Raw genomic sequence first — 22,887 nt, forward strand, 5'->3', positions numbered from 1 at the left:
AAGAAAGCATGAACCTAGCCGAGCAGGCGGCGGCCCACGCGGCCGCGTATGAAGCGCAATACAAGCGGCTCAAGGCGGCGGGGGTGAAGTTTTTGCAAGGTCACATGGTCGATATGGCCGGTGGCTTTCGTTCGAAGATCTCGCCGCTCAAGTTCTCCGCTTCCGGCGATGCGCTCAACGGCATTCTCTACTGCGTCTCGCATGGCGATGGCCAGCCGACCGGCGACACCGTCTTTGCCTCGCCGATCGCACATGAGGGCAACGGCTATCCCAACATCCAGGCCGTGGCCGACCCGGCGTCGATCCGGCACCATGGCTGGCGTCCGGACACCGCGTCGGTGATCTCCACCGGCTACATGCTGGACGGCACGCCCTGCGTGCTGGACCCGCGTTACATACTCCAGCAGGCGGATGCGCGCCTGCGTGCGCAGGGCTATACCGCCAAGGTGGCGCTCGAATACGAGTTCGGCATCTTCCATGTCGATGAACCGCTGATGCAGCACGGCCGCCACCGCGAGCTGAAGCCCTGGGGTCATTCGCTGGTGAACTACAACCTGGTGCGCGGCGGCGACTATCAGGATTTCGTGGCAGAGTTCATGAAACGCATGGAATCGCTGGGCATCGGCGTGGCTTCCTTCGTCACCGAATATGGCTACGGCATGTATGAATTCGCGCTGACGCCGAAGCCTGCGGTCGAGGCGGCCGACGACGCCGTGCGCGCCAAGGTGCATCTGCAGGAACTGTGCGCCGAGCGCGGCCTCGTGGCCACCTTCATGACCCGCTTCCAGCCGCCCGGCCGGGAAAGCGCCTGCGGCGCGCATCATCATCTCAGCCTGTGGCAGGACGAAAAGCCGGTCATGGCCGCCGGCGTCAACGCGCTTTCCACGGTCGGCGACCAGTTCCTTGCCGGCCTCCTGAGGCGCATGCGCGAGACGCATGTTTTCTTCCGCCCGACCATCAACTCCTATCGCCGCTTCGACCGTTTCGCCTGGTCGCCGACGGATGTGAGCTGGGGTTATGAGAACCGGACCGCGGCCATCCGCGCCATCACGACGCCTTCCCCCTCGGCCTGCCGTTTCGAGCACCGGGTCCCGGGAGCGGACGTCAACCCGTACCTGGCCATCGCCGCGATGCTGGCGGCCGGTGCGGAAGGCATCGAGGAGCGGATGACGCCGCCGCCGCCGCAGACCGGCATCGCGCCCGACGGCGCGGTGGAGCAGTTGCAGTCGACCTTGGCGGCGTCTGTCGAGGATTTCGCAGCCTCCGGCTTCTGCGCCGAGGCGTTCGGCGAAACGTTCCGCGACCACTACGCGGACAGCCGCCGCAACGAGGTTGTCGCATTCGAGACCTGGCAGTCCCAGCGGATCACCGATTTCGAGTGGCAGCGCTACTTCGTGTGACCTGAAAAGGGCCGGCGAAACTCGGCCCTTTCTGCGTTCAGCCGCGCGCGAAGGAAACGAAGCGCCGCAGCAGGTTCGGACCTTCCGGCGTGGGCCGCAACGTATCCCGCATTTCGGCATGGCCGTGCGGGTCGTCTTCGGTCGCCAGCGTGTCCATCAGCATTTCCATCATCGGCATGGTCAGTTCGGGATGGAACTGCACGCCCCAGGCGCGGGGAGCATGGCGCAGAACCTGGAACCTGTCCCGCTCGCTGCGCGCGAGCACCTGCGAGCCGGCGGGCGGTTCCAGGACCGTCTCGTAGTGGTGCACCTGTAAATCGGCGCGGCCGGGCATTGTCCCGAACAGCGGGTCCTCGCCTGTGTCGAACTCGACCTCCACCGTGCCGCCTTCGAGCCCGGCGGGGTTTTTTCCGACGATGCCGCCAAGGGCATGCGCCAGCAATTGATGACCGAAGCAGATGCCGAGAACCGGGACATCCTGCTCGATCGCCCGACGCAGCCACCTGCCGCTTTCGAGCATCCAGGGGGCCTCGGTGCTGACCATCGCCGCCGAGCCGGACACCATGATGCCGGCAAAGTCGTGCGGCGATGCGGGAAGCGCCGCACCGGCTTCGATGTCAACGGTACGGGCGGTGTGTTCAGTCAGTCCCGAACTGGACAGGAAAGTGTGCTCGGTATCGCCGAACATTTCCACGAACGATGGGCAAAGGGGCCTGAGCGAGCCCGCCTTGAGGATGAGGAACGGTTTGTCAGTTTTCATGAGGCACCGGAACATCCGCAGCGAGCGGTGAAATCATCGAATTGGACATGAGAAGGACGGCCGGATCGTCGCCGGCGCAGACATAGCCATGGTCCATCTCGCCATCGAACAGGATGCTGTCGCCCTTGTTCAGGATAAGCGGTTCGTAATAGCGGGTGTGAAGTTCGAGCGAGCCGGACAGCACCTGCAGGAATTCCTCGCCCGAATGCGAGCGCCACCCGCCGGTCTCGTCCAGGGTCCGGCCCGTGACCGTCACGGTCCAGAACAGATTGCTCTTGTCGCGGAAGTCGCTGCACAGGACCTCGAAGGTAAGGCCTCTGGTTTCGTGGAGCGTTCCGGTTCCCGCGCGGGTGATCGACCGGCGCGCCTGCGGGGTGGCGCGGGGCCGGGCCAGAAACGACGTGACCGGCACCTGCAGCACGCCGGCGATCTTCAGCGCGAGGTCGACGGAAATGCGCTGCTTGCCGTTTTCCAGTTTCGAAAGTTGTGAAACAGGAAGCCCGGAGCGCTCGCTCAGATCGCGCAAGGTCAGCTTCAGACGCTTGCGCGTCTGGCGTATGGCCTCACCCAGATCGTGCGTCATTCCACCTTCCGACATAGTTGCGATTCCAGAAACTACGTATGACAATCAAGAGCGTCCATCAATCGCGGAAGCTCTGCGCGTCCCCTCATAGGTCGTCGGCCAACGCAGCACGAAGCACTTCTCCAACGAGATCCGTTACCAATGCGGAAGTTTCCGGCCTGGAAAATAGCGCGTTGTTCACCTCCAGGTAGAAGCACGGTAGTCCGTGGTCGAGCGCATGCACCTGCAGGCTGTAGGCCGTGACGGCACGCCAGTCATAGGGTTCGTTGTCGCCGATGCGCAGGCCGGATACCGCGCCACGCGCCTTCAACTCCCGCAGCGCCGCACGAACGAACGGACCGTCCTCGCGCCACAGGAGGCCGATGTCGACCGGCCTGCGATGGCCGGCCATCACGGGGGTGAAGGAGTGGACCGACACCACGGCCTTGCGGCCGCGGACCAGCGGGGCGATCGCGTCGTCCAGCGGTTCCACGGCGATTTCCCGCCGCAACCTTCTCTCCGCTTGTGCGATGTCCATGTTGCCCGGCACCGGTACGCCGCCGAGGTCGGGGCGCATGTGGTCCCAGTCGCCGTCGAAGCGGTTGTAGTCGGCAAAGACGCGCGAATATCGCGCCAGCACCGCCGGCGCATCCAGACGCTCGGACAAGGCGCGCGTCAGGCCGTCGACACCGGGGTCGTAGGCATAATGCGTGTCCAGGAAGGGGGAGGGCAGGCCAAGGCCGTTCCACGGCGCGGGAACGATATTGCCGGCATGTTCGCACAGAAGCAGAAGCGGGCCCGTGGAGCCCGCCCGCAAAGTTTCCACCGCGCCGGCCCTGAGCGCTGCGACCGTCTCGGCGCCGAGCCTCATCGCCCTATGCACCCAGGTCGCGGATGTGAAATGCCTTCGTCACCGTCGTTTCCAGCAGGCCGACCTGGCCGTTCGTGCGTCCCAGCCCGGAATCCTTGATGCCACCCCACGGCAGATAGAGATCGGCATGGTCGCAGCGGTTGAGATAGACCGTGCCTGCCTCGACTTCACCGAGCAACTCGACCCCGCGCTCGATGTCGCGCGTCCAGATGCTGGCCGAAAGACCGTATGCGCTGTCGTTCATCAGCGCTATGGCCTCCTCGTCGCCGGAAACGGCCTGCACGGCGGCCACGGGGCCGAAGAGTTCCTCGCGCATGATCGACATGGAGTGATCGAGCCCGGTCAGAACCTGCGCGGGAACGTAGGCCGCGCCCAGGCCGGCCTTCGATCCGGCATCGTGCACGACCTTCGCGCCTGCCGCCAAGGCGCGGTCGATCTGGCCGCGAATCCGGTCCGCGGCGCCTGCATTGACGACGGGGCCGATCATGGCCTTTTCCTCGAGCGGATGGCCGATGGTCCATTTCGCCGCCTCGGCGACCAGCGCATCCACGAAGCGATCGTGGACGGAGCGGTCGACATAGATGCGCTCGACGGAGCAGCAGCTTTGGCCGGCATTGGAAAAGCAGCCTTCCGCAATATCGGCGGCCAGCCTGTCGATGTCGGCATCGGCGCGGATATAGGCGGGGTCCTTGCCGCCAAGTTCGAGGTGCACGTTGGTCATCGTGCCACCTGCGGCCGCATGCACGCGCTTGCCGCCGGCAACGGAGCCGATGAAGTTCACCGCATGGAACGTGCCGGCGGAGATCAGCCGTTCCGCATCCGAATGCGACAAATGCAGGCTCTGGAAGACGCCGACGGGGCCGCCGGCCGCTCGCCACGCTTCCTCCGCCAACTCGGCGACCAGCGGGGTCTGCGGCGAATGCTTGAGGATCACGACATTGCCCGCGATCAGCGGCTGGCTGACGAGATAGCCTAGCATCGCCGTCGGATAGTTCCACGCGCAGATCGACAGGTGCAGGCCGCCGGAAACCGGACGGGTAAAGCGGCGGATTGTCTCGTCGCTCTCGAAAACGCGGTCGGCCAGCGTCTTGGTTGCGCCCTGGGCCAGCAGGTCGCCAACCATGGCCAGCCTCGGCGTTTCATCCGCTTGCCAACGCGGTCGGCCGATCGACCATGCAACGGTATCTCCCAGAGCGTCGGCGCGCGCCTTCATCTGTTCGCCGAACCGCTGCACAAGCGCGACGCGTTCGCTCAACGAGGTTCGTTGCCAAGGTTTCACGGCGGCGCGGGCCGCATCTATTTTCGATGTGATTTCAGTGGTTTCGGCATAAAGGCGAGTTAGATGGGTCAACCCGTCGACCGGTGAGACCACGTTGAAGCTGCTGTATGACATCTGCGCCTGACACTGAATGAGGGGATTTCGCCGACCTTATATAAATTTTCTATTCTAGCAACTTTTTTCCATTTGCGCTTGATGTTGGCATCCAGACGACTAGTCTTGGCCGGGATCGCGGGCCGCTGGTTCGCATGCCGCTTCACGAGGAAGGAAAATCCATGCTCACCTATGACTTTTCAGGGCGTCACGCCGTCGTTACCGGGGCCGGTGGTGGCATGGGCGAGTCCATCGCGCTGTCGCTGTTGAAAGCCGGCGCGGCCGTGACCGCGATCGACCTGAAGCCGCAGCCTGAGACCCTGAACGGTTTCGACGGCCGCCTTTCGTATCAGGTGGGCGACCTTTCGGATTCGGCCTTTATCGAACGGACGTTTTCGGATGCCGGCGAATCGCGCGGCGGCATCGATTATCTGGCGAATGTCGCGGGCGTTTTGTGGTTCGGCCGCGACAAGTCGATCATGGATATGGATATGGCCGTCTGGGACAAGGTGTTCGCCATCAACCTGCGCGCCGTGGCGCTGACATCGCGCGCGGCAGTGCCCTTTATGCGCAGGACCGGCCGGGGCGGCGCCATGGTGCATTTCTCGACGATCCAGTGGCTGCGCGGCGATCCGCAGCCGCAGGACGCCTATCAGGCTTCCAAGGCCGGCGTCTGCGCCCTTTCGAAATCCCTGGCCATGCAGCTTGCGGCGGAAGGCATCCGCTCGAACGCGATCTGTCCGGGCATGACGCTGACCCCGCTTCAGGCGCGATGGGATACGGACGAGGTCCGGCAGGCGGTGGCCAGCTACGCGCCGCTGGGGCGAATCGGCACGCCGCAGGAGATGGCGAACGCCGCCCTATTCCTTCTTTCGGATGCCGCCAGCTACATTACCGGCATCGAACTCGCCGTAGACGGCGGCCTGCTCATGCGCATGTGATGCGATAAGCCGGGCCCGGTCTTCCGGTCCCGGCTATTCGGAAGAGCCTGCGAGATTGCACTGCCTGCGAAAGTCTTCCGGCGCGTTGCGGCGGGCAGACTGAAGAAAGCCGACACCCACGCGGAACGTTAGGTGGGCATTAGCCTTCCATCGCGACATATTCGAACTATGGCCGATCCCAAGGCTGGATTTCCGATCGGGAGAGGCTGGGATCACCCCATTCCCCGACCATCGCTGCGACACGGCACCTAGAGCGGCGCCACGCGGGGATGAGATTGATGATTGATGCAAGCCGACCGGTAGATGCCAGTTCATGCGCTTGCGCTGCGCCGGCGGCAGCGACGAAGCGGTCTACGGGAAGGGCTGGTCGCGCCCAGCCTTAGCATATCAGGTCGGCGATATTTTATGCCGTGCTTGCTGGCGGGCAACGGCAATCGATCCCGGGGACTACTGTGCGACCGCACGGTATCTTTGGATACTGGCCCTCATTTATCTCGCGGGGACATCGACTCCCAGACTCCGGACGCGGTTCTTCGGGACTGGCGAATTGCTTTGAATCGCATCGTCGACGTCGGTGCTCCAAAATGCCCTAATCGGGCACCTTGAGCCGAGCCGCTTGACAAAAAATGCGACGGGGCCTTTGATACGTCAATCCAGTATTGAAGACCAATGTACGGTATATTGGATTTCGTTGGGAATCTTTCCAGGAGGGAATGTGTGATGAAAGCAACCGTCATGGCGGCCGTTGCCGCGCTGGCACTGATGCAGGCTGTGCCTGCGAGCGCCCAGCAGGCCCAAAGCAAGCTTGATGAGGTTCTGGCCAGGGGCCATCTCGTGCTCGGTACCGGCAGCACCAATGCGCCGTGGCACTTCAAGAGCGCCGACGACAAGCTTCAGGGCTTCGATGTCGATATGGGCAGGATCGTCGCCAAGGCGCTGTTCGGCGATCCCGACAAGATCGAATATGTCAACCAGTCTTCGGACGCACGCATCCCCAACATCACCACCAACAAGGTGGACCTGACCTGCCAGTTCATGACGGTCACCGGCGAGCGCGCGCAGCAGATCGCCTTCACCATTCCCTATTACCGCGAGGGCGTCGGGCTGATGCTCAAGGCCGACAGCAAGTATGCCGACTACGCGGCTCTCAAGGCGGCGGGCTCCGCCGTCACCATTTCCGTGCTGCAGAACGTCTATGCGGAATCGATGGTTCACGCCGCGCTGCCCGAGGCCAAGGTCGACCAGTATGATTCGGTGGACCTGATCTATCAGGCGCTGGAATCGGGCCGTTCCGATGCCGCCGCCACCGACCAGTCCTCGCTCGCCTGGTACATGAAGCAGAACCCCGACCGCTATAAGGATGCGGGCTATGGCTGGAACCCGCAGACCTACGCCTGCGGCGTCAAGCGTGGCGATCAGGATTGGCTGAACTTCGTCAACACCGCCCTGCATGAGGCCATGACCGGAGTCGAGTTCGATTTCTACGCCGACTCCTACAAGACCTGGTTCGGCAAGGACCTGGCTCCGCCCCAGATCGGCTTCCCGGTCGAATACAAGTAAGCTTCAGGACGGCGCGGCCACCGCATGGCGGACGCGCCGTCCTTTTCAGTCGGAGCCTTTCGGGACAATGGGCTACACCCTCAATTTTGCGGCTGTCTGGCGAAGTTTCCCTCTTCTGCTTGAAGGGCTGGCGCTCAGCCTGGCGCTTGCGGTGGTGGCGATCCTCATCGGCTGCGTGATCGGCCTGTTCACGGCGTTCGCGCTGATGTCGAAGTCGGGGTGGCTGCGCCATCCTGCGCGGCTCTATGTCACCGTCATCCGCAATACGCCGATCCTTGTGCTCATCCTCTTCACCTTCTTCGCGTTGCCGCAACTGGGCGTCAGGTTGGGCAAGATCGAAAGTTTCGTGGTCACGCTGGCCATCTATTCGGGCGCCTATCTCGCCGAGATTTTCCGGGGTGGCTTATTGTCGGTGCCGCATGGCCTGCGGGAAGCCGGCCTCGCGATCGGCCTCACCGAGATGCAGATCCGCAGCTCGATAATCGTGCCCCTGATGATCCGCAATGTGCTGCCGTCGCTGAGCAGTACCTTGATCTCCTTGTTCAAGGATACCTCGCTTGCCGCCGCCATCGCCGTGCCTGAACTCACCTTCGAGGCGCGCAAGATCAATGTGGAAACCTTCCGCGTCATCGAGACGTGGATCGTGGCCAGCTGTCTCTACGTCGCCACCTGCTCGGTTCTCGCTGCGCTGTTGCGCCAAGTCGAGCAGCGCCTGAACATTCCGCGGTGACGGCCATGGAGCTCCTTGCATTCTTCGATCAGCTTTGGCTCGCGCGCCTTCCTATTCTCAAGGGTATGGGCGTAACGGTCTCCATCTCGTTGCTGGCCATCTGCGCCGGATCCGTGCTCGGGCTCGGCGTCGGGCTGGCGCTGACCTATGGGGTGCGGCCCGTGCGTTGGCTGGTGCGCGCCTATACCGACTTCATCCGCGGCACGCCCGTTCTCGTTCTCGTGCTCGCCAGCTATTATGTGCTTAGTGCGGTAGGGCTCGACCTCGGCCCCTTCCAGGCCGGCGTTCTGGCTCTGGCCGTGTTCTGCAGTTCTCATGTCGGCGAGATCGTGCGCGGTGCGCTGCAATCCATTCCGAAGGGCCAGTCGGAAGCGGCCAAGGCGATCGGGCTCACTTTCTCTCAGACCTTCACTTCGGTGCTGGCGCCGCAGGCGTTGCGGCTGGCGCTGCCGGCCTGGGTCAACACCGCCGCCGAGATGGTTAAGGCATCGACGCTGTTGTCGATCATCGGCGTGGCCGAACTGCTGCTGCGCACGCAGGAGCTGATTTCGCGGACCTTCCTGAGTCTCGAGTTCTATTTCTTTGCCGGCTTTCTGTATTTCGTCATCAACTATGGCATCGAGCGTTTCGGCAAATATGTCGAGCGCAAAACGTCCACCCCATCGTGAGCCCGTCCATGTCCGGCAACCTTCTTGAAATACGCGATCTGCACAAACGATATGGCGCCACTGAAGTCCTCAAGGGCGTCGACTGCACCATGCGCCAGGGCGACGTCATCTCCATCATCGGCTCCAGCGGGTCGGGCAAGACGACCATGCTGCGCTGCATCAACATGCTGGAGGATTTCCAGGGCGGAACCATCCGCATCGACGGCGAGGAAATCGGCTACGAGACGGCGGGCGGGGTGCGTCGTCGCAAGAAGGAAACCGAAATCGCTCGCCAGCGTGCGATGACCGGCATGGCATTCCAGCAGTTCAATCTTTTTCCGCATCTGAGCGCGGCCCGCAACATCATGCTCGGACTGGTCAAGGTGAAGCGGATGGGACGCGACGAGGCGCGCGCGGTGGCCGAGAAATGGCTTGAGCGCGTCGGGTTGCGCGACCGGGCCGACCGCTTTCCCGGCCAGCTTTCGGGCGGTCAGCAGCAGCGCGTCGCCATCGCCCGCGCCATCGCCATGAACCCCAAGCTGATGCTGTTCGATGAAGTGACCTCTGCACTCGATCCCGAACTGGTCAGCGAGGTGTTGCAGGTCATCAAGGACCTGGCACGCGACGGAATGAGCATGCTTCTGGTCACCCATGAAATGCGCTTTGCCTACGAGGTTTCCTCGCGTGTCATTTTCATGAATCAGGGACGGATCGGCGAGGAAGGCGATCCGCGAGAAATGTTCCACAAGCCGCAAACCGAGCGGCTGGCGGAATTCCTCAAGACCTCCACTTTCAACTGACAGCATTCGGAGAATTCAGCATGTCCATCAAACGTTACGGCGCCGGCGAGACCGGAGCGGGCAAGCAGGCCCTGCCATTTGCACGTGCGGTGGAAGCGGACGGCTGGCTCTACGTGTCTGGCCAGGTCGCCATGGAAAATGGCGAGATCGTCGGCGGGGGCATCGTTGCGGAAACCCGCAAGGCGATCGAGAACATGATCGCTATCCTGAAGGAAGCGGGCTACGGCACGCAGGATCTGGTCCGAGTGGGAGTCTGGCTGGACGACCCGCGCGACTTCTGGACCTTCAACGGCATCTATGCCGAGTATTTCGGCGCAAACCCGCCGGCACGCGCTTGCGTCCAATCTTCGATGATGGTCGATTGCAAGATCGAAATCGACTGCATTGCCTACAAGGCGAAATGACTGGCAGCACAAGCGCCGGGAGGCACCTATGGACGACATTTCGATAGGCATCACCCGGCGCGAGCGCGGCCTTGACCGCGCTTTCGAAATCCTCAATTTCCTGCGTTTGAAGCGCCGGCCCATGCGTCCCAACGAGATCGCCTTGGCGGTCGGCGCACCGCGCTCCTCCGTCTACGATCTCGTCAACCTCATGGTGCGGCAAGGCATACTGGAATATCGCGGCGAAGACGGGCGCGTCTTTCTCGGCCGGAAGCTCTATTTCCTGGGCGTCGCCTATGCCGAGCAATTCGACCTGATGCGCGAATGCGACAAGCTGCTCGCAGCGATCGCCGAGGAAACGCGCGAGACGGCGCAGATGTGCATGCTGGAAGGCAACCGGTATACCGTCGCCCAGATGAAGGAAGGCCTGCGGCCATTTCGGATTTCCTCCAATATCGGCGAGCTTGTTTCCATTCCGTGGACGGCGTCAGGACGGCTTCTGGTGTCGCATATGAGCGATGCCGAGATCGTGGATTTCATCCCGGCTCAGGATTTCAAAATGCCGGATGGCCATTGGCTCGATCCGGCCGTCTTCATCGCCGAAGTGCGCGAGGCCGCTCGAGTCGGCTACTTCACGTTCAACAGTGTCGTCGAAACCTTCACCCATTGTTTCGCCGTGCCGGTCTATAGGGCCGATGGCATATGCGTGGCGACGCTTTGCCTGGTCACGCCCAAGGAAGACGGGTTGAAGAACCACGCGAGCTATCTGAAGACCTTGATCGATGCCGCGGCTGATCTGTCGAGCCGTCTCGGCCATATGCCCGAGGAAGACGACTGCCGTTTGGCGGATCAGCGGTAACGGCACCCGACGAAGCTTGTTCGGTTCGCGCTGCACCGCCGTTGGAATGGTGAACGTGGCGCTGGCGAGCATCTTTATGGGGTTGAAACAGGGCAGGGACGGGCAAAGCCCGGCTGCCCTATATCTGGAACGTCCCGATCCGGCGGAATCGGTGGGGGCTCATTCCGGTCCAATTCCGGAACGCGCGGGAAAAAGCCGACAACTCGGAATAGCCCAGGCACAGGGCCACGTCGGTGAGCGGCATATCGCTGTTCTTCATGTAGTGCAGTGCCAGCTCTTCGCGAGCGGAGCGCACTATGTCGTTGTAGGTAACGCCGATTTCCTTGAGTTGCCGCTGCAGCGCGGCGCTGCTCATGCCGAGGATCACGGCGATATCGGCGATGCCCGGCGTGCGTTCTCCGAGATGCATCTTAATCTGGTTGCGGAGCACTGAGACGATGTCCTGGGGGTCGCCCGTGAAATCGCGCCTCGACCGCAGCAGGGCCTCGATGATGGCGAACAGATAGGGGTCGGGCTCGGGCATTTTCGTGCCGAGAATGTCGCGGCGAAACGCAAAGGCGTTTGTGCGCCGGGCGAACTGGACCGGCGCGTTGAAATAGCGGGAGTGGTCGCTGGCCCCGTCCGGCTTGGCGTGCTCGAACCGGACCTCCAGCGGCGACCAGCTCTTTCCCAATGCGGTACGGAAGATGTTGCAGAACATGCCCAGCGACAGTTCCGCGTCCTGGCGGCGATCGGCGATGCGCGGATCGGTGATCTGGTAGCTCAGCCAGACGATGTCGCCTTCGGGGATGAAGCTGAATGTCAACTGGCCCTGATGAGCCGGGAAATAGGCCTCGACGTTGCGCAGCGCGGCGCCGAGCGTCGGCGACGAGGTTGCAGCATAGCCCAGCGGGCCGAGCTCCCTCGGCTGGAACTGCGCACCGAACTCCAGGCCGAAATTGTCGTTTCCCGTCTGCCGTGCGGCCTGCTCGAACAGGTTGCAATACTGGTGCAGGTTGAGCTCATTGGTCGGGCAGCCTACGTCCGACATGCGGATCGAAGCGCTGGCGAAGACGGCCTCGGCGCTTCCGCCCTTTCGCCGGATCATGTCGATGACGCCGTTGGCGGCCGATGCCAGGACCTTCGGCGGCGTGAATGAACGAGCCTCGCCAGCCTCTAGCATAATGCGGCCCCTCCCAAGTGTCGCAACTGCCATTGAAAAGTTGAGCCGATTGTTCGTCGGACTCCGGAATTTGCAAATCATGCAGACTTCACACGGCAACGCAAGACTTTGCCGACAACACTGCCCCGACGTCCCAGCTACGGACGCCATCGCTTTTTGTCGCTCTTTTGTCAAATCCGGGCTGGTCGATGTCAAGCACGGTTCTTGAAGTGAGGCGTAGGCTGCAGCCAAGACCCGGAGAGGTCGGTCGAAAATCCGTGGGAAAATGGGAGGAATTCGATGACGCTTTCGCGCAGGAAATTCAATGCGGGGCTTGCCGGCATTGCCGGAGCTGCCCTGCTCGGGCAGGGACGCCCCGCTTTCGCGGCCCGCGACACCGAGCTGAACATTCTGTGCTGGGAAGGCTACAACACGGACAATGTTCTCGGGCCGTTTCGGCAACTGCACCCAGGCGCGCGGGTTCGCGCCGAAAGCGGCACTTCCGATCCGGACATGATCAACCGGCTGCGTGCCGGCGAACTGAACGTCTGGGATGTGCTCAACGTCAACCAGCCCTGGGCGCGACGCCTGGCACCCGAAGGGCTGATCAAGCCGCTCGATAAGGCGCGGTTCATGCCGTATTTCGAAAAGATGAGCGGCGAGTTCGCCAAGCCCTATCCGCTGGCCTTCTCGGATGCCGGCGATCTGCTGGGCATGCCGCAGCGCTACGGCCCGTTCAGTTTTGTGGTCAATACCGACAAGATCAGCCGCGAGACGGCCGAAGACCAGGGCTGGAAGCTGTTCTTCGACCCGGCGATGAAGGACCGTTACGGCGTTCTCACCTATGGCGACTGGAACATCATGCACCTGTCCCTCGCCGGGGACCTCAACCCGTTCGAGGATATGGACGACGCCAAGCGCGCTACGTTCAAAAGCACGGCGGAAGCAATTTTCGGCAACGCCAAGCTTCTGACCGACGATCTGGTGGCGATGACGACTGCCCTCATCAACGGCGAGATCGATGCCTACTTCACCGGCGGCACCTATACGGCCTCGCCCGCCCGGCTCGACGGCGCCTCCAACGTCCGCGCCATCACCCCGCGCACGGGGCCGGTCAACGGCAAGGGCGGCCTGGTGTGGGTGGAACTGACCTCGCTGATCAACAACCCCGATCCTTCCGGGTTGGCCGAGGACTTCCTTGAGTTCGTGCAGCAGCCGGATGTGGCCAAGAGCGTCAGCTTTGCCGAGGGTACCTATAACCCGGTCACGCAGATGGGCGATCCGGACGTCTTCGCCAAATACTCGCCCGAGGAACTGGATGCCATCCAGTGGGACAGCCTGGAGGAAGAGCTGTCGCGTGCGACCCAGTACAACGTGATCAAGGACTATGACGCACTCAACGCCATCTACACGGCGGCGAAGCGTCGCTAGCTCGCCGCACGTCGGTCTCAGCCCGTAAGCACGGCGCCGGTTCTTGACAGCACAACGGAGCAAGCCGGTCGCACCCTCGGGCCGGTGCTCCAGATCAATGGCTGGAGCGCCCCGGCGCCGTAACGCCGGAGTGCATTTTGTTGCAGCAAGTCATGCCTCATCCTGAAGGAAAGTCGTCGAGCGATCCGATCCTGCGGCTCGAGAATATCGTGAAGCGCTTCGGTGCCGTCACCGTGCTGCGCGATATCAACCTTGACATCGTCGATGGAGAGTTCCTCACCATCGTGGGCCCTTCCGGCAGCGGAAAAACCACACTGATCCGGCTGCTGGTTGGCATGGACGAGCCGACTTCCGGAGCGATCTGGCTGCGGGACCGCCGCATCGAGCGGGTGCCGGCGAACAAGCGCCCGACCTGCATGGTGTTCCAGTCGCTGGCGCTGTTTCCGCACCGGAGCGTCGGCCAGAACATCGAATTCCCGCTGAAAATTCGCGGCGTTCCGGCGGCCGAACGCAAGGAGCGCGCCTTGGAGCTGATGGGCCTCCTGCGCCTGCAGAAGGACTATTACGGCAAGGCGGTCACGCAGATTTCGGGCGGCGAAAGGCAGCGGGTGGCGCTGGCGCGCGCGCTGGCCTTCGACCCCGAAATCCTTTTCTTCGACGAGCCTTTGTCCGCACTGGACTACCGCCTGCGCAAGACCCTGGAGAAAGAGCTGAAAGACCTGCATGCGCGCACCGGCAAGACCTTCGTCTACATAACCCATTCGCTGGAAGAGGCGATGGTGATGTCGGATCGCATCGCCATCATGCGTTCCGGCCGGTTCGAGCAGATTGCCGTCGCCGACGAAATCTATGCCCGTCCGAAGAGCCGCTTCGTCGCCAAATTCATGGGCGAGGTCAATCTTTTCGACATAGAAGGCGCGGCGCACGGCGGCTTGAAGGGCGACGATATCGAGATCAACCTTCCGGCGGATACAGCGCCCGTGTCCGTATCCCTCGCGCCGGGCGCCAAGGCGACCCTCATGGTCCGCCCGGAATTCATGCACTTCCTCGACAATCGTCATGTCAGCGACTTCCATCTGAGCGGTGTGATCCGGGCGGAATATTTGCTCGGCTCGCGCATCCACTACGAAGTCGAACGGCGCGACGGCACGATGGTCATCGTGGAAAAGCTGCGCGAAGACCGCTTTGCCGGAAAGCCGGGCGATGAGGTGCTGCTCGGCTGGGATGTGGAAAATTGCCATATCATCGCGGATGAGGCGCCATGAACGGGCGCGACCGCAAACTCGGATTGTGGTGCGCGGTACCGCTGGGCGTGCTTCTGGCGGGCGGGTTTCTCGCGCCGCTCCTGGTCATTTCCGGCTTCTCGATCATGCCCCAGGGCGTGTTCGACCTGGCGCATGTTCCCGACTTTTCCGCCTATGCGGTGTTTTTCAAACAGGGCTACTACAAGTCGCTCCTATGGTCTCTGGCCATGGCCTTCATGGCCACGGCGATCCTTTTCGTGCTGTGCTGGCCGCTGGCCTACGGCATGGCCAAGGTATTTGGCCGCTTCACCCTGTTCCTGACGGTGGCGGTCGCAGTCACCCTGTTCGTGTCGGAAAACATCCGGCTTTTCGGCTGGGTGGTCACGCTCATGAAGGGCGGATTGATCGACGGCTATCTGAACGCTTTGACGGGATGGCGCCTTGAAGGCGCGCTCTACAACATCCCCATCACCATTTTCGGTCTCGTCTACGTCTATTTCCCGTTCATGCTTTTTCCGCTGGCGCAAGGCATCGCCATGGTGCCGGATGACGCCCGCCAGGCGGCGGCGGATCTTGGTGCTTCCCGTTGGCGCATTCTGTGGGAGATCGATCTTCCGCTGGCCGCGCCCGGCATCATGGTCGGCTCTCTGCTGTGCTTCGTGCTCGTCGCCGGCGCGCTCGCCGAATCCAAGCTGCTGGGCGGGCAGTCCGTCATCGTCATCACGTCCGAGGTGGAGACCGCCTTTTCCTACGGGCAGAACTGGCCGCTGGGTTCGGCGCTGGCGATGAGCCTGATCGTCGTCATCGGCACGCTGGCGATCCTGGCGATCTCGCGCGTCGACCTCGACACCCTGATGGGGCGTAGACGCTGATGAGGACGTCGCGTGTCATGTCCGCCCTTCTCGTCTTCTACGGGTTGGTGGTCGTTGCCTTCCTCTATCTGCCGATCGTCTCGGTGGGCTTCGCATCGGTTTCTAAGGCGCGATACCTGTCCTTCCCGATCAGAAGCTACACGTTGCAGTGGTATGAAAGCGCGCTGACCAGCGCCACCGTCAGCGAACTTGTCACCACGTCGCTGACGATCGCGGTGCTGGTGACCGTCATATCGATGGTGCTCGGGTTTTTCGGCGCCTTGGCCTTCGCGCGCTACCAGTGGCGCTATCGGCCGCTCTTCCAGAAGCTGGTTCTGTTGCCGATCTTCTTCCCGCAGGCGGTTCTGGGTCTTGCCCTGCTGGTCTGGTTCAGCTCGCTCGGCATCGTGCCGACCTGGAAAACGGCGATCGTGGCGCATCTGGTGTGGATCGCCCCGATCGCCACGCTCGTCGTCGCCATCCAGGCCTACAGCTTCGATCCGATGCTCGAAGAGGCCGCGCGCGACATGGGAGCTTCCACCTGGCAGGTGTTGCGGGAGCTTACCATCCCGCTGCTGACGCCGGGCGTCATGAGTGCCGGCCTGTTCGCGTTCCTGCTCAGCTGGGGGAATTTTCCTCTCTCGCTGTTCACGACGGGCGCGGACTCGACACTGCCGAAATGGCTCTACGCCAAGATGGTCTCCGGCTATTCGCCGCAGGTTCCGGCGCTCGGCATGCTCGCCATCGCAAGCTCTGCCGCCATCGTCGTGATGGCAGTGCTCATCCCGTCGCTGCTGCGCGCGTCTCGCGCGCGCCGCGCCAGCAAGACTTGATTCAGAGGAGGACAAAAACATGTTGACGTCGATCAGGGGCAAGAGCGTCATCGTTACCGGTGGCTCGAAGGGCATCGGCCGCGGTATCGCCAGGGTTTTTGCCGCTCAGGGCGCCAAGGTAATGATTGCCGCGCGCGGCAAGGATGCCTCCGAAGCCGTGCTCGCCGAACTGCGCGGCGCAGGCGCAACAGCCGAGGCCGTCGCCTGCGACGTTTCCGACTGGGACTCCGTCCAGGAGATGGTCAAGGCCACGGAAGCGGCGTTCGGCGGCGTCGATATTCTGTGCGCCAATGCCGGCATCTTTCCCCAGGCGAAGATGATCGACCTCGATCCGGCCGAATGGGATCGCGTCATGGCGACCAATCTCAAGAGCGCCTTCCTGACGGTCAAGGCATGCATTCCCTATTTCGAGAAGGCGGGCAAGGGGCGCGTCATCCTCACCTCATCGATAACGGGGCCGGTCACCGGCTACCCCGGCTGGACCCATTATGGCGCTTCGAAAGCCGGCCAGCTCGGCTTCCTCAAGACCGCCTCGATGGAACTGGCGCGCTACAACACCACCATCAACGCGGTGATGCCCGGAAACATCGTGACCGAAGGTCTGGAAGGGCTTGGCCAGGCCTATCTCGACACGATGGCGGCATCGATCCCGCTCAAGCGCCTGGGTGCCGTCGAAGACATCGGCAATGCCGCCCTGTTCTTTGCGTCCGATGAGGCCGGCTACATCACCGGCCAGCAGATCATCGTGGACGGCGGCCAGATATTGCCGGAATCGCTCGAGGCGATCGCGAGTATCTGAGCCGCCGATCTCACGCCGATAAAACCCTGACGGGAGGTTTGCGATATGTCGCAAGAGGATACTCTTGAGCGGCTTCAAGGGCTGGTGCAGCAATCGCTGAGCCGCTGGGACATCCCGGCGGACACGTCTGCACGGCTGATCAATATTTCGGAAAATGCCACTTATCTGGTCGAGGCGCCGGGCGGGTTTCGCTCGATCCTGCGCGTGCACCGGGAAAACTACCACTCGCGCGAGGCCATAGCCTCCGAACTCGCATGGTCGCAGGCACTGGGACATGAGGGCGGCGTGGAGACGCCGGACTATTTCCTCGGCCGCGACGGCAGCGCCATCCAGACGGTGACAGCCGCCGGGCTGCCGACGCCACGTCACATGGTGATGTTCGCGTTCGTGGAGGGACATGAACCCGATCCCGATCACGATCTGGTCGCGCCGTTCGGCCAGTTGGGTCAGATCGCGGCGCGGGCGCATCTGCATTCGTCCTCCTGGCAGCGTCCGGCGGGATTCCAGCGAATGACCTGGGACGAAAGCACGGTCTTCGGCCCGTCCCCGACATGGGGGAACTGGCGCGACGGCCCCAATATCGATGCGCAGATCGCCGGCCAGCTCGAAAGGCTCGAGGCTCTGATCGTGCGGCGCCTGGCCAGGTTCGGCAAGGGTGCGGACCGCTACGGCTTGATCCATGCCGACATGCGTCTCGCCAATCTTCTCGTTCACCACGACAGGCCGCGCCTGATCGATTTCGACGACTGCGGCTTCGGTTGGTTCCTCTATGACTTCGCCACCGGCGTCTCCTTTATGGAAGACCACCCGCAGGTGCCCGCGCTCAAGCAGTCCTGGGTCGAGGGCTACCGCAAGGTGCGCGATCTGTCCGCGGCCGAGGAAGCGGAGATCGACACCTTCGTGATGATGCGGCGCATGGCTCTGCTGGCGTGGATCGGCTCGCATCGCGAGGTCGAAATCGCACGCGAGCTTGCGCCGGTCTACGCCGGCGGGACGGCGATCCTGGCGGAAAGCTACTTCAGCACGCACGGCTGAGCGCACGCTGTCAATCCGCACCCCGTCATTGTCAAGCGGCGGGGTGCAATAGCCCCTAACGTTCGGTGCAGCGGTTGCGATCAACTGGTCACCAGTAACAGGCGAGACTAAGCCGATGAGCCAGGAAAAGCTGGATTTTCTCGAGCGATCACGAGAATTTTGGAACCCGGGCAAGACCCAGGACTGGCAGGATATGGGCGTCGATCTCGTCATCGATCGCCGTGAGGCCTACTATCTCTACGACATGGACGGCCGCCGTCTCATCGACGCGCATCTCAATGGCGGCACCTACAATCTCGGCCATCGCCATCCCGAACTGGTGGAAGTGCTGAAGGCGGGCACGGACCGCTTCGACATGGGCAACCACCACTTTCCGGCACTGGCCCGCACCGCGCTGGCCGAGGCGCTCGCCGCCTGCGCGCCGGGGCCCGATTTCAAATACACCGCCTACGGATCCGGCGGCGGCGAGGCGATCGACATCGCCCTCAAGACCGCCCGCCACGCCATGCAGAAGAAGAAGATCGTTTCGATCGTCAAGGCGTATCACGGCCATACCGGCCTGGCGCTGAAGACAGGCGACGACCGTTTTTCCAAGCTGTTCCTGTCGGAGGATACCTCGGGCGAGTTCGTCCAGGTGCCCTTCAATGACCTCACCGCGATGGAGGATGCGCTGCGCAAGCGCGACGTGGCGGCCGTCATCATGGAGACCATCCCCGCCACCTACGGCTTCCCGATGCCGCATGAGGGCTACCTGCCGGCGGTCAAGAAGCTGTGCGAGCGCTATGACGCCCTCTACATCGCCGACGAGGTCCAGACGGGCCTGATGCGCTGCGGCGAGATGTGGGGCTGCATGCGCTACGGCGTGGTGCCGGACATCATGGTGACCGGCAAGGGCATTTCCGGCGGCATGTATCCGATCGCCTGCGTGCTCATTTCGGAAAAATGCGGCGGCTGGCTCAAGAAGGACGGCTTCGGCCACATATCGACCATGGGCGGCGCGGAGCTCGGCTGCATCGTGGCGATGAAGACGCTGGAGATCGTGCAGCGGCCCGAAGTGCGCAGCATGGTCAATTTCATCGCGGATTTCCTGCGCGCCGGCCTCGATCGGATCATGGCCGAATACGCGGATTTCTTCATCGGCATTCGCCAGCACGGCGTGGTCATGGGGCTTGAGTTCAATCATCCGCAAGGCGCCAAGCCGGTGATGAAGCATCTCTATCAGAACGGGGTGTGGGCGATCTTCTCGACCCTCGATCCGCGGGTGCTGCAGTTCAAGCCGGGCCTGTTGCTGACGCAGACGGATGCCGAGGATTTGCTGCGACGCGTCGAGATAGCCATCGACCTGGCGCGAACCGAGATCATGGGTGGACGGCGGGTGATCAACTGATGGAACCCCAGATCAGAACGCTCGTCGATATAGCCGGCACCAAGGCGGATCTGCGCGGCCGCGCCGACATGATGCTGGAGCGGGCCCGCTGGGCCGGCCAGGTCTTTCAACGCTACGACCGCCGCGCGACGATGGCGATCGTCGATGCGGTCGCCAAGGTTGCCCACGCAAATGCGGCGAAATATGCCGACTGGGCCGTCGAGGAGACGGGCTTCGGTGTCTCGGCTCACAAGAAGCTGAAGAACGAACTGTCCTCCACCGGGCTCGTCGACTTCTATCGCAATGACGATTACGTCAATCCCAGGGTCGACAGCGCGGCCAAGATGGTCAAGATTCCGCGCCCGGCCGGCGTGGTGTTCGCGCTCACCCCTTCCACCAATCCGGTGGCGACGCTCAACTACAAGATTCTTCTGGCGCTGATGACGCGCAACGCAATCGTCATCAGTCCGCATCCTGCCGCGCGCCATTGCTGCGTCGATGCCGCCCGCACTCTCATGGCTGCCGCGCTGGAGGCCGGGGCGCCGGATGCCATCATCCAGATCGTCGAGGAGCCGAACATTCCCCTCATCGAGGAATTCATGGCTTCGCCGAAGACCTCCGTGATCCTCGCCACCGGTGGCAATGCCGTCGTGCGCGCTGCCTATTCGTCGTCCAATCCGGCGATAGGCGTGGGGCCGGGCAACGCTCCGGTCTTTGTCGATACCTCGGCCGACATCGACAAGGCGGCCAGGCGCATCGTCGACGGAAAGAGCTTCGACAATTCCATCCTGTGCACCAATGAAAGTGTCGTCCTCACCCTGCCGGAGGTCGACAAGCAGTTGCGGCGCTCCATGCAGGCAGCCGGCGCCTATTTCTGCGACGCTGAAGAGACAGAACGTCTGCGCGCGCTGCTGTTTCATCCACGCGGCTTCAATATTGCCTGCGTCGGGCGTGACGCCGTGCTCATCGCTGCCGACGCGGGGATACGCGTTCCGCAGAACACCCGCATCCTGGTCACGCCCATCGACCAGATCGGGATTGAGGAGCGTCTTTCCAAGGAAAAGCTCTGCCCGGTGCTTGCCTACCACGTCGCCAAGAACAGGTCGCAGGCGATGGCGCATGCCCGCGCCATCCTTCGGATGACCGGCGCCGGTCATTCGGCGGCGATCCATGCCAACGATCCCGCCGTCATCATGACCTACGGAAGCACGGTCGAAGCCTATCGCATCGTCGTCAATTCTCCGTGCAGCCAGGGCGCGGCCGGCTTCGGCACCGGTCTGGCCCCCACCTTCACCGTCGGCACCGGCTATTTCGGCCGCAGTTCCATCGGCGAGAATGTCGGCCCCCAGCATCTCGTTCACTGGTCGCGCATCGCCTACAACACGGACGCCGACGTGCCGTTCGGAAATTTCGACAATCTGGGGCCGCGCTTTGAAGGGCCGCTACCGGCGGCGCCCGCCGACGGCATGCCGGGAAGCGCCGCGCCGCGTCGGCCGATGGCTACCACATCCTTCTCCGGGGGCAATTCAGCCTCGCCTTTGTCCGATGCCGCGCGAGACGAATTGCGCCGCCTGATCGCGGAGGAACTTCGCGCCGTGCTCAAGGAACGCTGATCCCATGGCTGAACTTCGCTCCTTCATCTTCATCGACCAGTTGCAGCCGCAGACGCTCGCCTATCTGGCGACCTGGATCAGAGGTTCGCTGCCGCGCCGGGCCATGGCCGCGCAGATCATCGAGGTCGCCCCGGGCATCGATATCGAGGCGCTGACCGACATTGCCCTGAAAGGGGCGGACGTGCGCGCGGGCATGCTGGTGGTGGAACGGCAGTACGGCTATCTGGAATTCCACTCCCGCTCGACGGCCGAGGTCAAGGCGGCGGCGCAGGCCGTGCTTTCGACGCTGGGTGCGGACGAAGCCGATGCCAAGCGTCCCGAAATCCTCGCCTCCAGGGTCGTCAACCGCGTCGATCCGCAACACGCCTTTCTGATCAACCGCAATCGGCTTGGGTCGATGATCGTGGGTGGGGAATCCCTCTACATCCTCGAATGCCAGCCGGCGTCCTACGCGATCCTGGCCTGCAACGAGGCCGAGAAGGCCGCGAACATCAAGCTCATCGACTACCGCATGATCGGGGCCAGCGGCAGGCTGTACCTGTCGGGCGACGAGGCCGAAATCCGCAATGCACGCGATGCCGCAGAAATGGCATTGCGCGCGCATGGCGCGCGATAGGGGCGGCGGCATGAGCGCTGACCTCCGGGCTATGATACGTGAAGTGCTGCGGGAAGAACTCGCCGCGCGTGGCGTCGGGCGTTCGTCAGGAACTCCCCAGATTCGCGAGGAGGCGGTTTCGATCGCTTCCGATGCCGATCTGGCCGCGTTCGCGCGCCGCATCCTGGCGCTGGCCGCGGACAGCAAGGCGCGCGCGGACATCGAAAGCGGACGGCATGTGTTCCGGCTGGCCGGACCGGGTGCCGGCAACCGGGCGGCAGCGTCCGCCGAGGCCTATGAGCGCCCGCAGCCGAAGCAGAATTTCTCGCCCGTCTCGTTCGAGCGCGGCCTCGTCAACGAGCGCGAGATCCGCAACCTTCCCGAAGGGATCACCGTGATCCGCATCGGCAAGACCGTTCGCCTCACACCTCTCGCGCAGGATGAACTGCGCCGGCAAGGCATCAAGATCGAAAGGGCTAAGTCATGATCCGCGGACGCGTAACTGGCCGTGTCTGGTCTTCCAAGGCGATAGACACACTGCCTGGCGGGGCGCTTCTGGAAGTCACGACCGAAGGCGGCGCAAGCCTGGTCGCTTTCGATCCGCTCGGCTGCGCGCAGGGCGAGGAGGTCCTGGTCACACAGGGGTCGGTGGCTGCCGCCTATTTCACCAAGATCAAGGCGCCGGTGGATGCCCTCATCATCGGTTCGATCGACGAAAATCAGGGCTGACGGCGTCGGCATCCATCCACTGAAACCAAGTTGAAATTCCAAACTCATCAGGAGACAAATCATGGCTAATCTGGCAATCGGAATGATCGAGACCCGCGGTTATGTGGCGGCGCTGGCAAGCGCGGACGCCATGGTCAAGGCGGCGAACGTCGAGATCGTGGCTCGCAACGAAGTCGGCGGCGGTCTCGTGTCCGTCGTGATCCGCGGCGATGTCGGCGCCGTCAAGGCGGCCACGGAAGCCGGCGCCGAGGCCGGAAACGCGGTTGGCGAGGTTGTCGCGGTCCATGTCATTCCGCGCCCGCATCAGGATCTGGGCAAGTATTTCACCGCTGCCGTCGTCGCCAAGTAAGGCGGCGTCCTGGAAA

General features: G+C 63.0%; 25 protein-coding genes. 20 read left to right on the plus strand and 5 right to left on the minus strand.

Annotation, left to right across the window (positions count from 1 at the left end):
- The first annotated feature begins 8 nt into the window (after nt 1-8).
- Nucleotides 9-1,400 carry a glutamine synthetase family protein gene (locus ACTDI4_RS00720; RefSeq protein WP_442839297.1) on the plus strand — a complete coding sequence of 464 codons (1,392 nt, stop codon included), beginning with the start codon at nt 9-11 and terminating at the stop codon, nt 1,398-1,400.
- A 37-nt stretch (nt 1,401-1,437) separates the two neighbouring features.
- Here ACTDI4_RS00720 and ACTDI4_RS00725 read toward each other — a convergent pair whose 3' ends face one another.
- From ACTDI4_RS00725 to ACTDI4_RS00740, 4 genes are all read right to left on the minus strand, one after another.
- Nucleotides 1,438-2,175 (minus strand): glutamine amidotransferase, encoded by a 738-nt coding sequence (locus tag ACTDI4_RS00725; RefSeq protein WP_442839298.1) that lies wholly within the window; start codon nt 2,173-2,175, stop codon nt 1,438-1,440.
- The gene (locus tag ACTDI4_RS00730; RefSeq protein ID WP_442839299.1) at nt 2,150-2,743 is read right to left on the minus strand and encodes a helix-turn-helix domain-containing protein; all 594 of its coding nucleotides are present in this window, start codon (nt 2,741-2,743) and stop codon (nt 2,150-2,152) included. Before ACTDI4_RS00730 ends, ACTDI4_RS00725 begins: the two co-directional genes overlap by 26 nt.
- An 85-nt stretch (nt 2,744-2,828) precedes the next feature.
- Complete coding sequence (locus ACTDI4_RS00735) at nt 2,829-3,593, minus strand: N-formylglutamate amidohydrolase (RefSeq protein ID WP_442839300.1); 765 nt, start codon at nt 3,591-3,593, stop codon at nt 2,829-2,831.
- Between the two features lie 4 nt (nt 3,594-3,597).
- Nucleotides 3,598-4,986 carry an aldehyde dehydrogenase family protein gene (locus ACTDI4_RS00740; protein ID WP_442839301.1) on the minus strand — a complete coding sequence of 463 codons (1,389 nt, stop codon included), beginning with the start codon at nt 4,984-4,986 and terminating at the stop codon, nt 3,598-3,600.
- 161 nt (nt 4,987-5,147) lie between these two features.
- On the opposite strand from ACTDI4_RS00740, the gene ACTDI4_RS00745 reads away from it, so the two are divergent.
- From ACTDI4_RS00745 to ACTDI4_RS00775, 7 genes are all read left to right on the plus strand, one after another.
- Nucleotides 5,148-5,906, plus strand: a complete 759-nt coding sequence (locus ACTDI4_RS00745; protein ID WP_442839302.1) for an SDR family NAD(P)-dependent oxidoreductase — start codon at nt 5,148-5,150, stop codon at nt 5,904-5,906.
- Nucleotides 5,907-6,626: 720 nt separating this feature from the next.
- Nucleotides 6,627-7,466 (plus strand): transporter substrate-binding domain-containing protein, encoded by an 840-nt coding sequence (locus tag ACTDI4_RS00750; RefSeq protein ID WP_442839462.1) that lies wholly within the window; start codon nt 6,627-6,629, stop codon nt 7,464-7,466.
- A 67-nt stretch (nt 7,467-7,533) separates the two neighbouring features.
- Nucleotides 7,534-8,196 (plus strand): amino acid ABC transporter permease, encoded by a 663-nt coding sequence (locus ACTDI4_RS00755; protein WP_442839303.1) that lies wholly within the window; start codon nt 7,534-7,536, stop codon nt 8,194-8,196.
- Between the two features lie 5 nt (nt 8,197-8,201).
- Nucleotides 8,202-8,864, plus strand: coding sequence for an amino acid ABC transporter permease (locus ACTDI4_RS00760; protein WP_442839304.1), 663 nt, complete (start codon nt 8,202-8,204; stop codon nt 8,862-8,864).
- 8 nt (nt 8,865-8,872) lie between these two features.
- The gene (locus ACTDI4_RS00765) at nt 8,873-9,643 is read left to right on the plus strand and encodes an amino acid ABC transporter ATP-binding protein (protein ID WP_442839305.1); all 771 of its coding nucleotides are present in this window, start codon (nt 8,873-8,875) and stop codon (nt 9,641-9,643) included.
- Between the two features lie 20 nt (nt 9,644-9,663).
- Nucleotides 9,664-10,047: a RidA family protein gene (locus tag ACTDI4_RS00770; RefSeq protein ID WP_442839306.1), complete on the plus strand. Its 384-nt coding sequence runs from the start codon at nt 9,664-9,666 to the stop codon at nt 10,045-10,047.
- 28 nt (nt 10,048-10,075) lie between these two features.
- Complete coding sequence (locus ACTDI4_RS00775; protein WP_442839307.1) at nt 10,076-10,885, plus strand: IclR family transcriptional regulator; 810 nt, start codon at nt 10,076-10,078, stop codon at nt 10,883-10,885.
- Nucleotides 10,886-11,003: 118 nt separating this feature from the next.
- Here ACTDI4_RS00775 and qhpR read toward each other — a convergent pair whose 3' ends face one another.
- On the minus strand, nt 11,004-12,242 hold the full coding sequence (gene qhpR / locus ACTDI4_RS00780; RefSeq protein WP_442839308.1) for an AraC-like transcriptional regulator QhpR: 1,239 nt from the start codon (nt 12,240-12,242) through the stop codon (nt 11,004-11,006).
- Nucleotides 12,243-12,326: 84 nt separating this feature from the next.
- On the opposite strand from qhpR, the gene ACTDI4_RS00785 reads away from it, so the two are divergent.
- The 12 genes from ACTDI4_RS00785 (at nt 12,327) to ACTDI4_RS00840 (ending at nt 22,871) form a co-directional block, all read left to right on the plus strand.
- Nucleotides 12,327-13,457, plus strand: coding sequence for an ABC transporter substrate-binding protein (locus ACTDI4_RS00785; RefSeq protein ID WP_442839309.1), 1,131 nt, complete (start codon nt 12,327-12,329; stop codon nt 13,455-13,457).
- A gap of 152 nt (nt 13,458-13,609) precedes the next feature.
- Nucleotides 13,610-14,722 (plus strand): ABC transporter ATP-binding protein, encoded by a 1,113-nt coding sequence (locus ACTDI4_RS00790; protein ID WP_442839310.1) that lies wholly within the window; start codon nt 13,610-13,612, stop codon nt 14,720-14,722.
- Nucleotides 14,719-15,573 carry an ABC transporter permease gene (locus ACTDI4_RS00795; protein WP_442839311.1) on the plus strand — a complete coding sequence of 285 codons (855 nt, stop codon included), beginning with the start codon at nt 14,719-14,721 and terminating at the stop codon, nt 15,571-15,573. Before ACTDI4_RS00790 ends, ACTDI4_RS00795 begins: the two co-directional genes overlap by 4 nt.
- Before the next feature lie 17 nt (nt 15,574-15,590).
- Nucleotides 15,591-16,385, plus strand: coding sequence for an ABC transporter permease (locus tag ACTDI4_RS00800; RefSeq protein ID WP_442839312.1), 795 nt, complete (start codon nt 15,591-15,593; stop codon nt 16,383-16,385).
- A gap of 19 nt (nt 16,386-16,404) precedes the next feature.
- The gene (fabG, locus tag ACTDI4_RS00805) at nt 16,405-17,184 is read left to right on the plus strand and encodes a 3-oxoacyl-ACP reductase FabG (RefSeq protein WP_442839313.1); all 780 of its coding nucleotides are present in this window, start codon (nt 16,405-16,407) and stop codon (nt 17,182-17,184) included.
- A gap of 45 nt (nt 17,185-17,229) precedes the next feature.
- Nucleotides 17,230-18,219 (plus strand): phosphotransferase enzyme family protein, encoded by a 990-nt coding sequence (locus tag ACTDI4_RS00810; protein WP_442839314.1) that lies wholly within the window; start codon nt 17,230-17,232, stop codon nt 18,217-18,219.
- 115 nt (nt 18,220-18,334) lie between these two features.
- Nucleotides 18,335-19,606: a class-III pyridoxal-phosphate-dependent aminotransferase gene (locus ACTDI4_RS00815; protein ID WP_442839315.1), complete on the plus strand. Its 1,272-nt coding sequence runs from the start codon at nt 18,335-18,337 to the stop codon at nt 19,604-19,606.
- A complete protein-coding gene (locus tag ACTDI4_RS00820) occupies nt 19,606-21,198 on the plus strand; it encodes an aldehyde dehydrogenase family protein (protein WP_442839316.1) in 1,593 nt (530 codons plus the stop codon). Before ACTDI4_RS00815 ends, ACTDI4_RS00820 begins: the two co-directional genes overlap by 1 nt.
- A 4-nt stretch (nt 21,199-21,202) precedes the next feature.
- On the plus strand, nt 21,203-21,814 hold the full coding sequence (locus tag ACTDI4_RS00825; protein WP_442839317.1) for a BMC domain-containing protein: 612 nt from the start codon (nt 21,203-21,205) through the stop codon (nt 21,812-21,814).
- Complete coding sequence (locus tag ACTDI4_RS00830; RefSeq protein WP_442839318.1) at nt 21,765-22,280, plus strand: hypothetical protein; 516 nt, start codon at nt 21,765-21,767, stop codon at nt 22,278-22,280. The genes ACTDI4_RS00825 and ACTDI4_RS00830 overlap by 50 nt, the downstream gene beginning before the upstream one ends.
- Entirely contained in the window at nt 22,277-22,522 is a 246-nt protein-coding gene (locus ACTDI4_RS00835) for a EutN/CcmL family microcompartment protein (RefSeq protein ID WP_442839319.1), read from the plus strand. The genes ACTDI4_RS00830 and ACTDI4_RS00835 overlap by 4 nt, the downstream gene beginning before the upstream one ends.
- Before the next feature lie 61 nt (nt 22,523-22,583).
- The gene (locus ACTDI4_RS00840) at nt 22,584-22,871 is read left to right on the plus strand and encodes a BMC domain-containing protein (RefSeq protein WP_378219691.1); all 288 of its coding nucleotides are present in this window, start codon (nt 22,584-22,586) and stop codon (nt 22,869-22,871) included.
- Nucleotides 22,872-22,887 lie beyond the last annotated feature (16 nt).

This window comes from Mesorhizobium sp. PUT5, assembly GCF_052216645.1.
Lineage (GTDB): Bacteria > Pseudomonadota > Alphaproteobacteria > Rhizobiales > Rhizobiaceae > Mesorhizobium.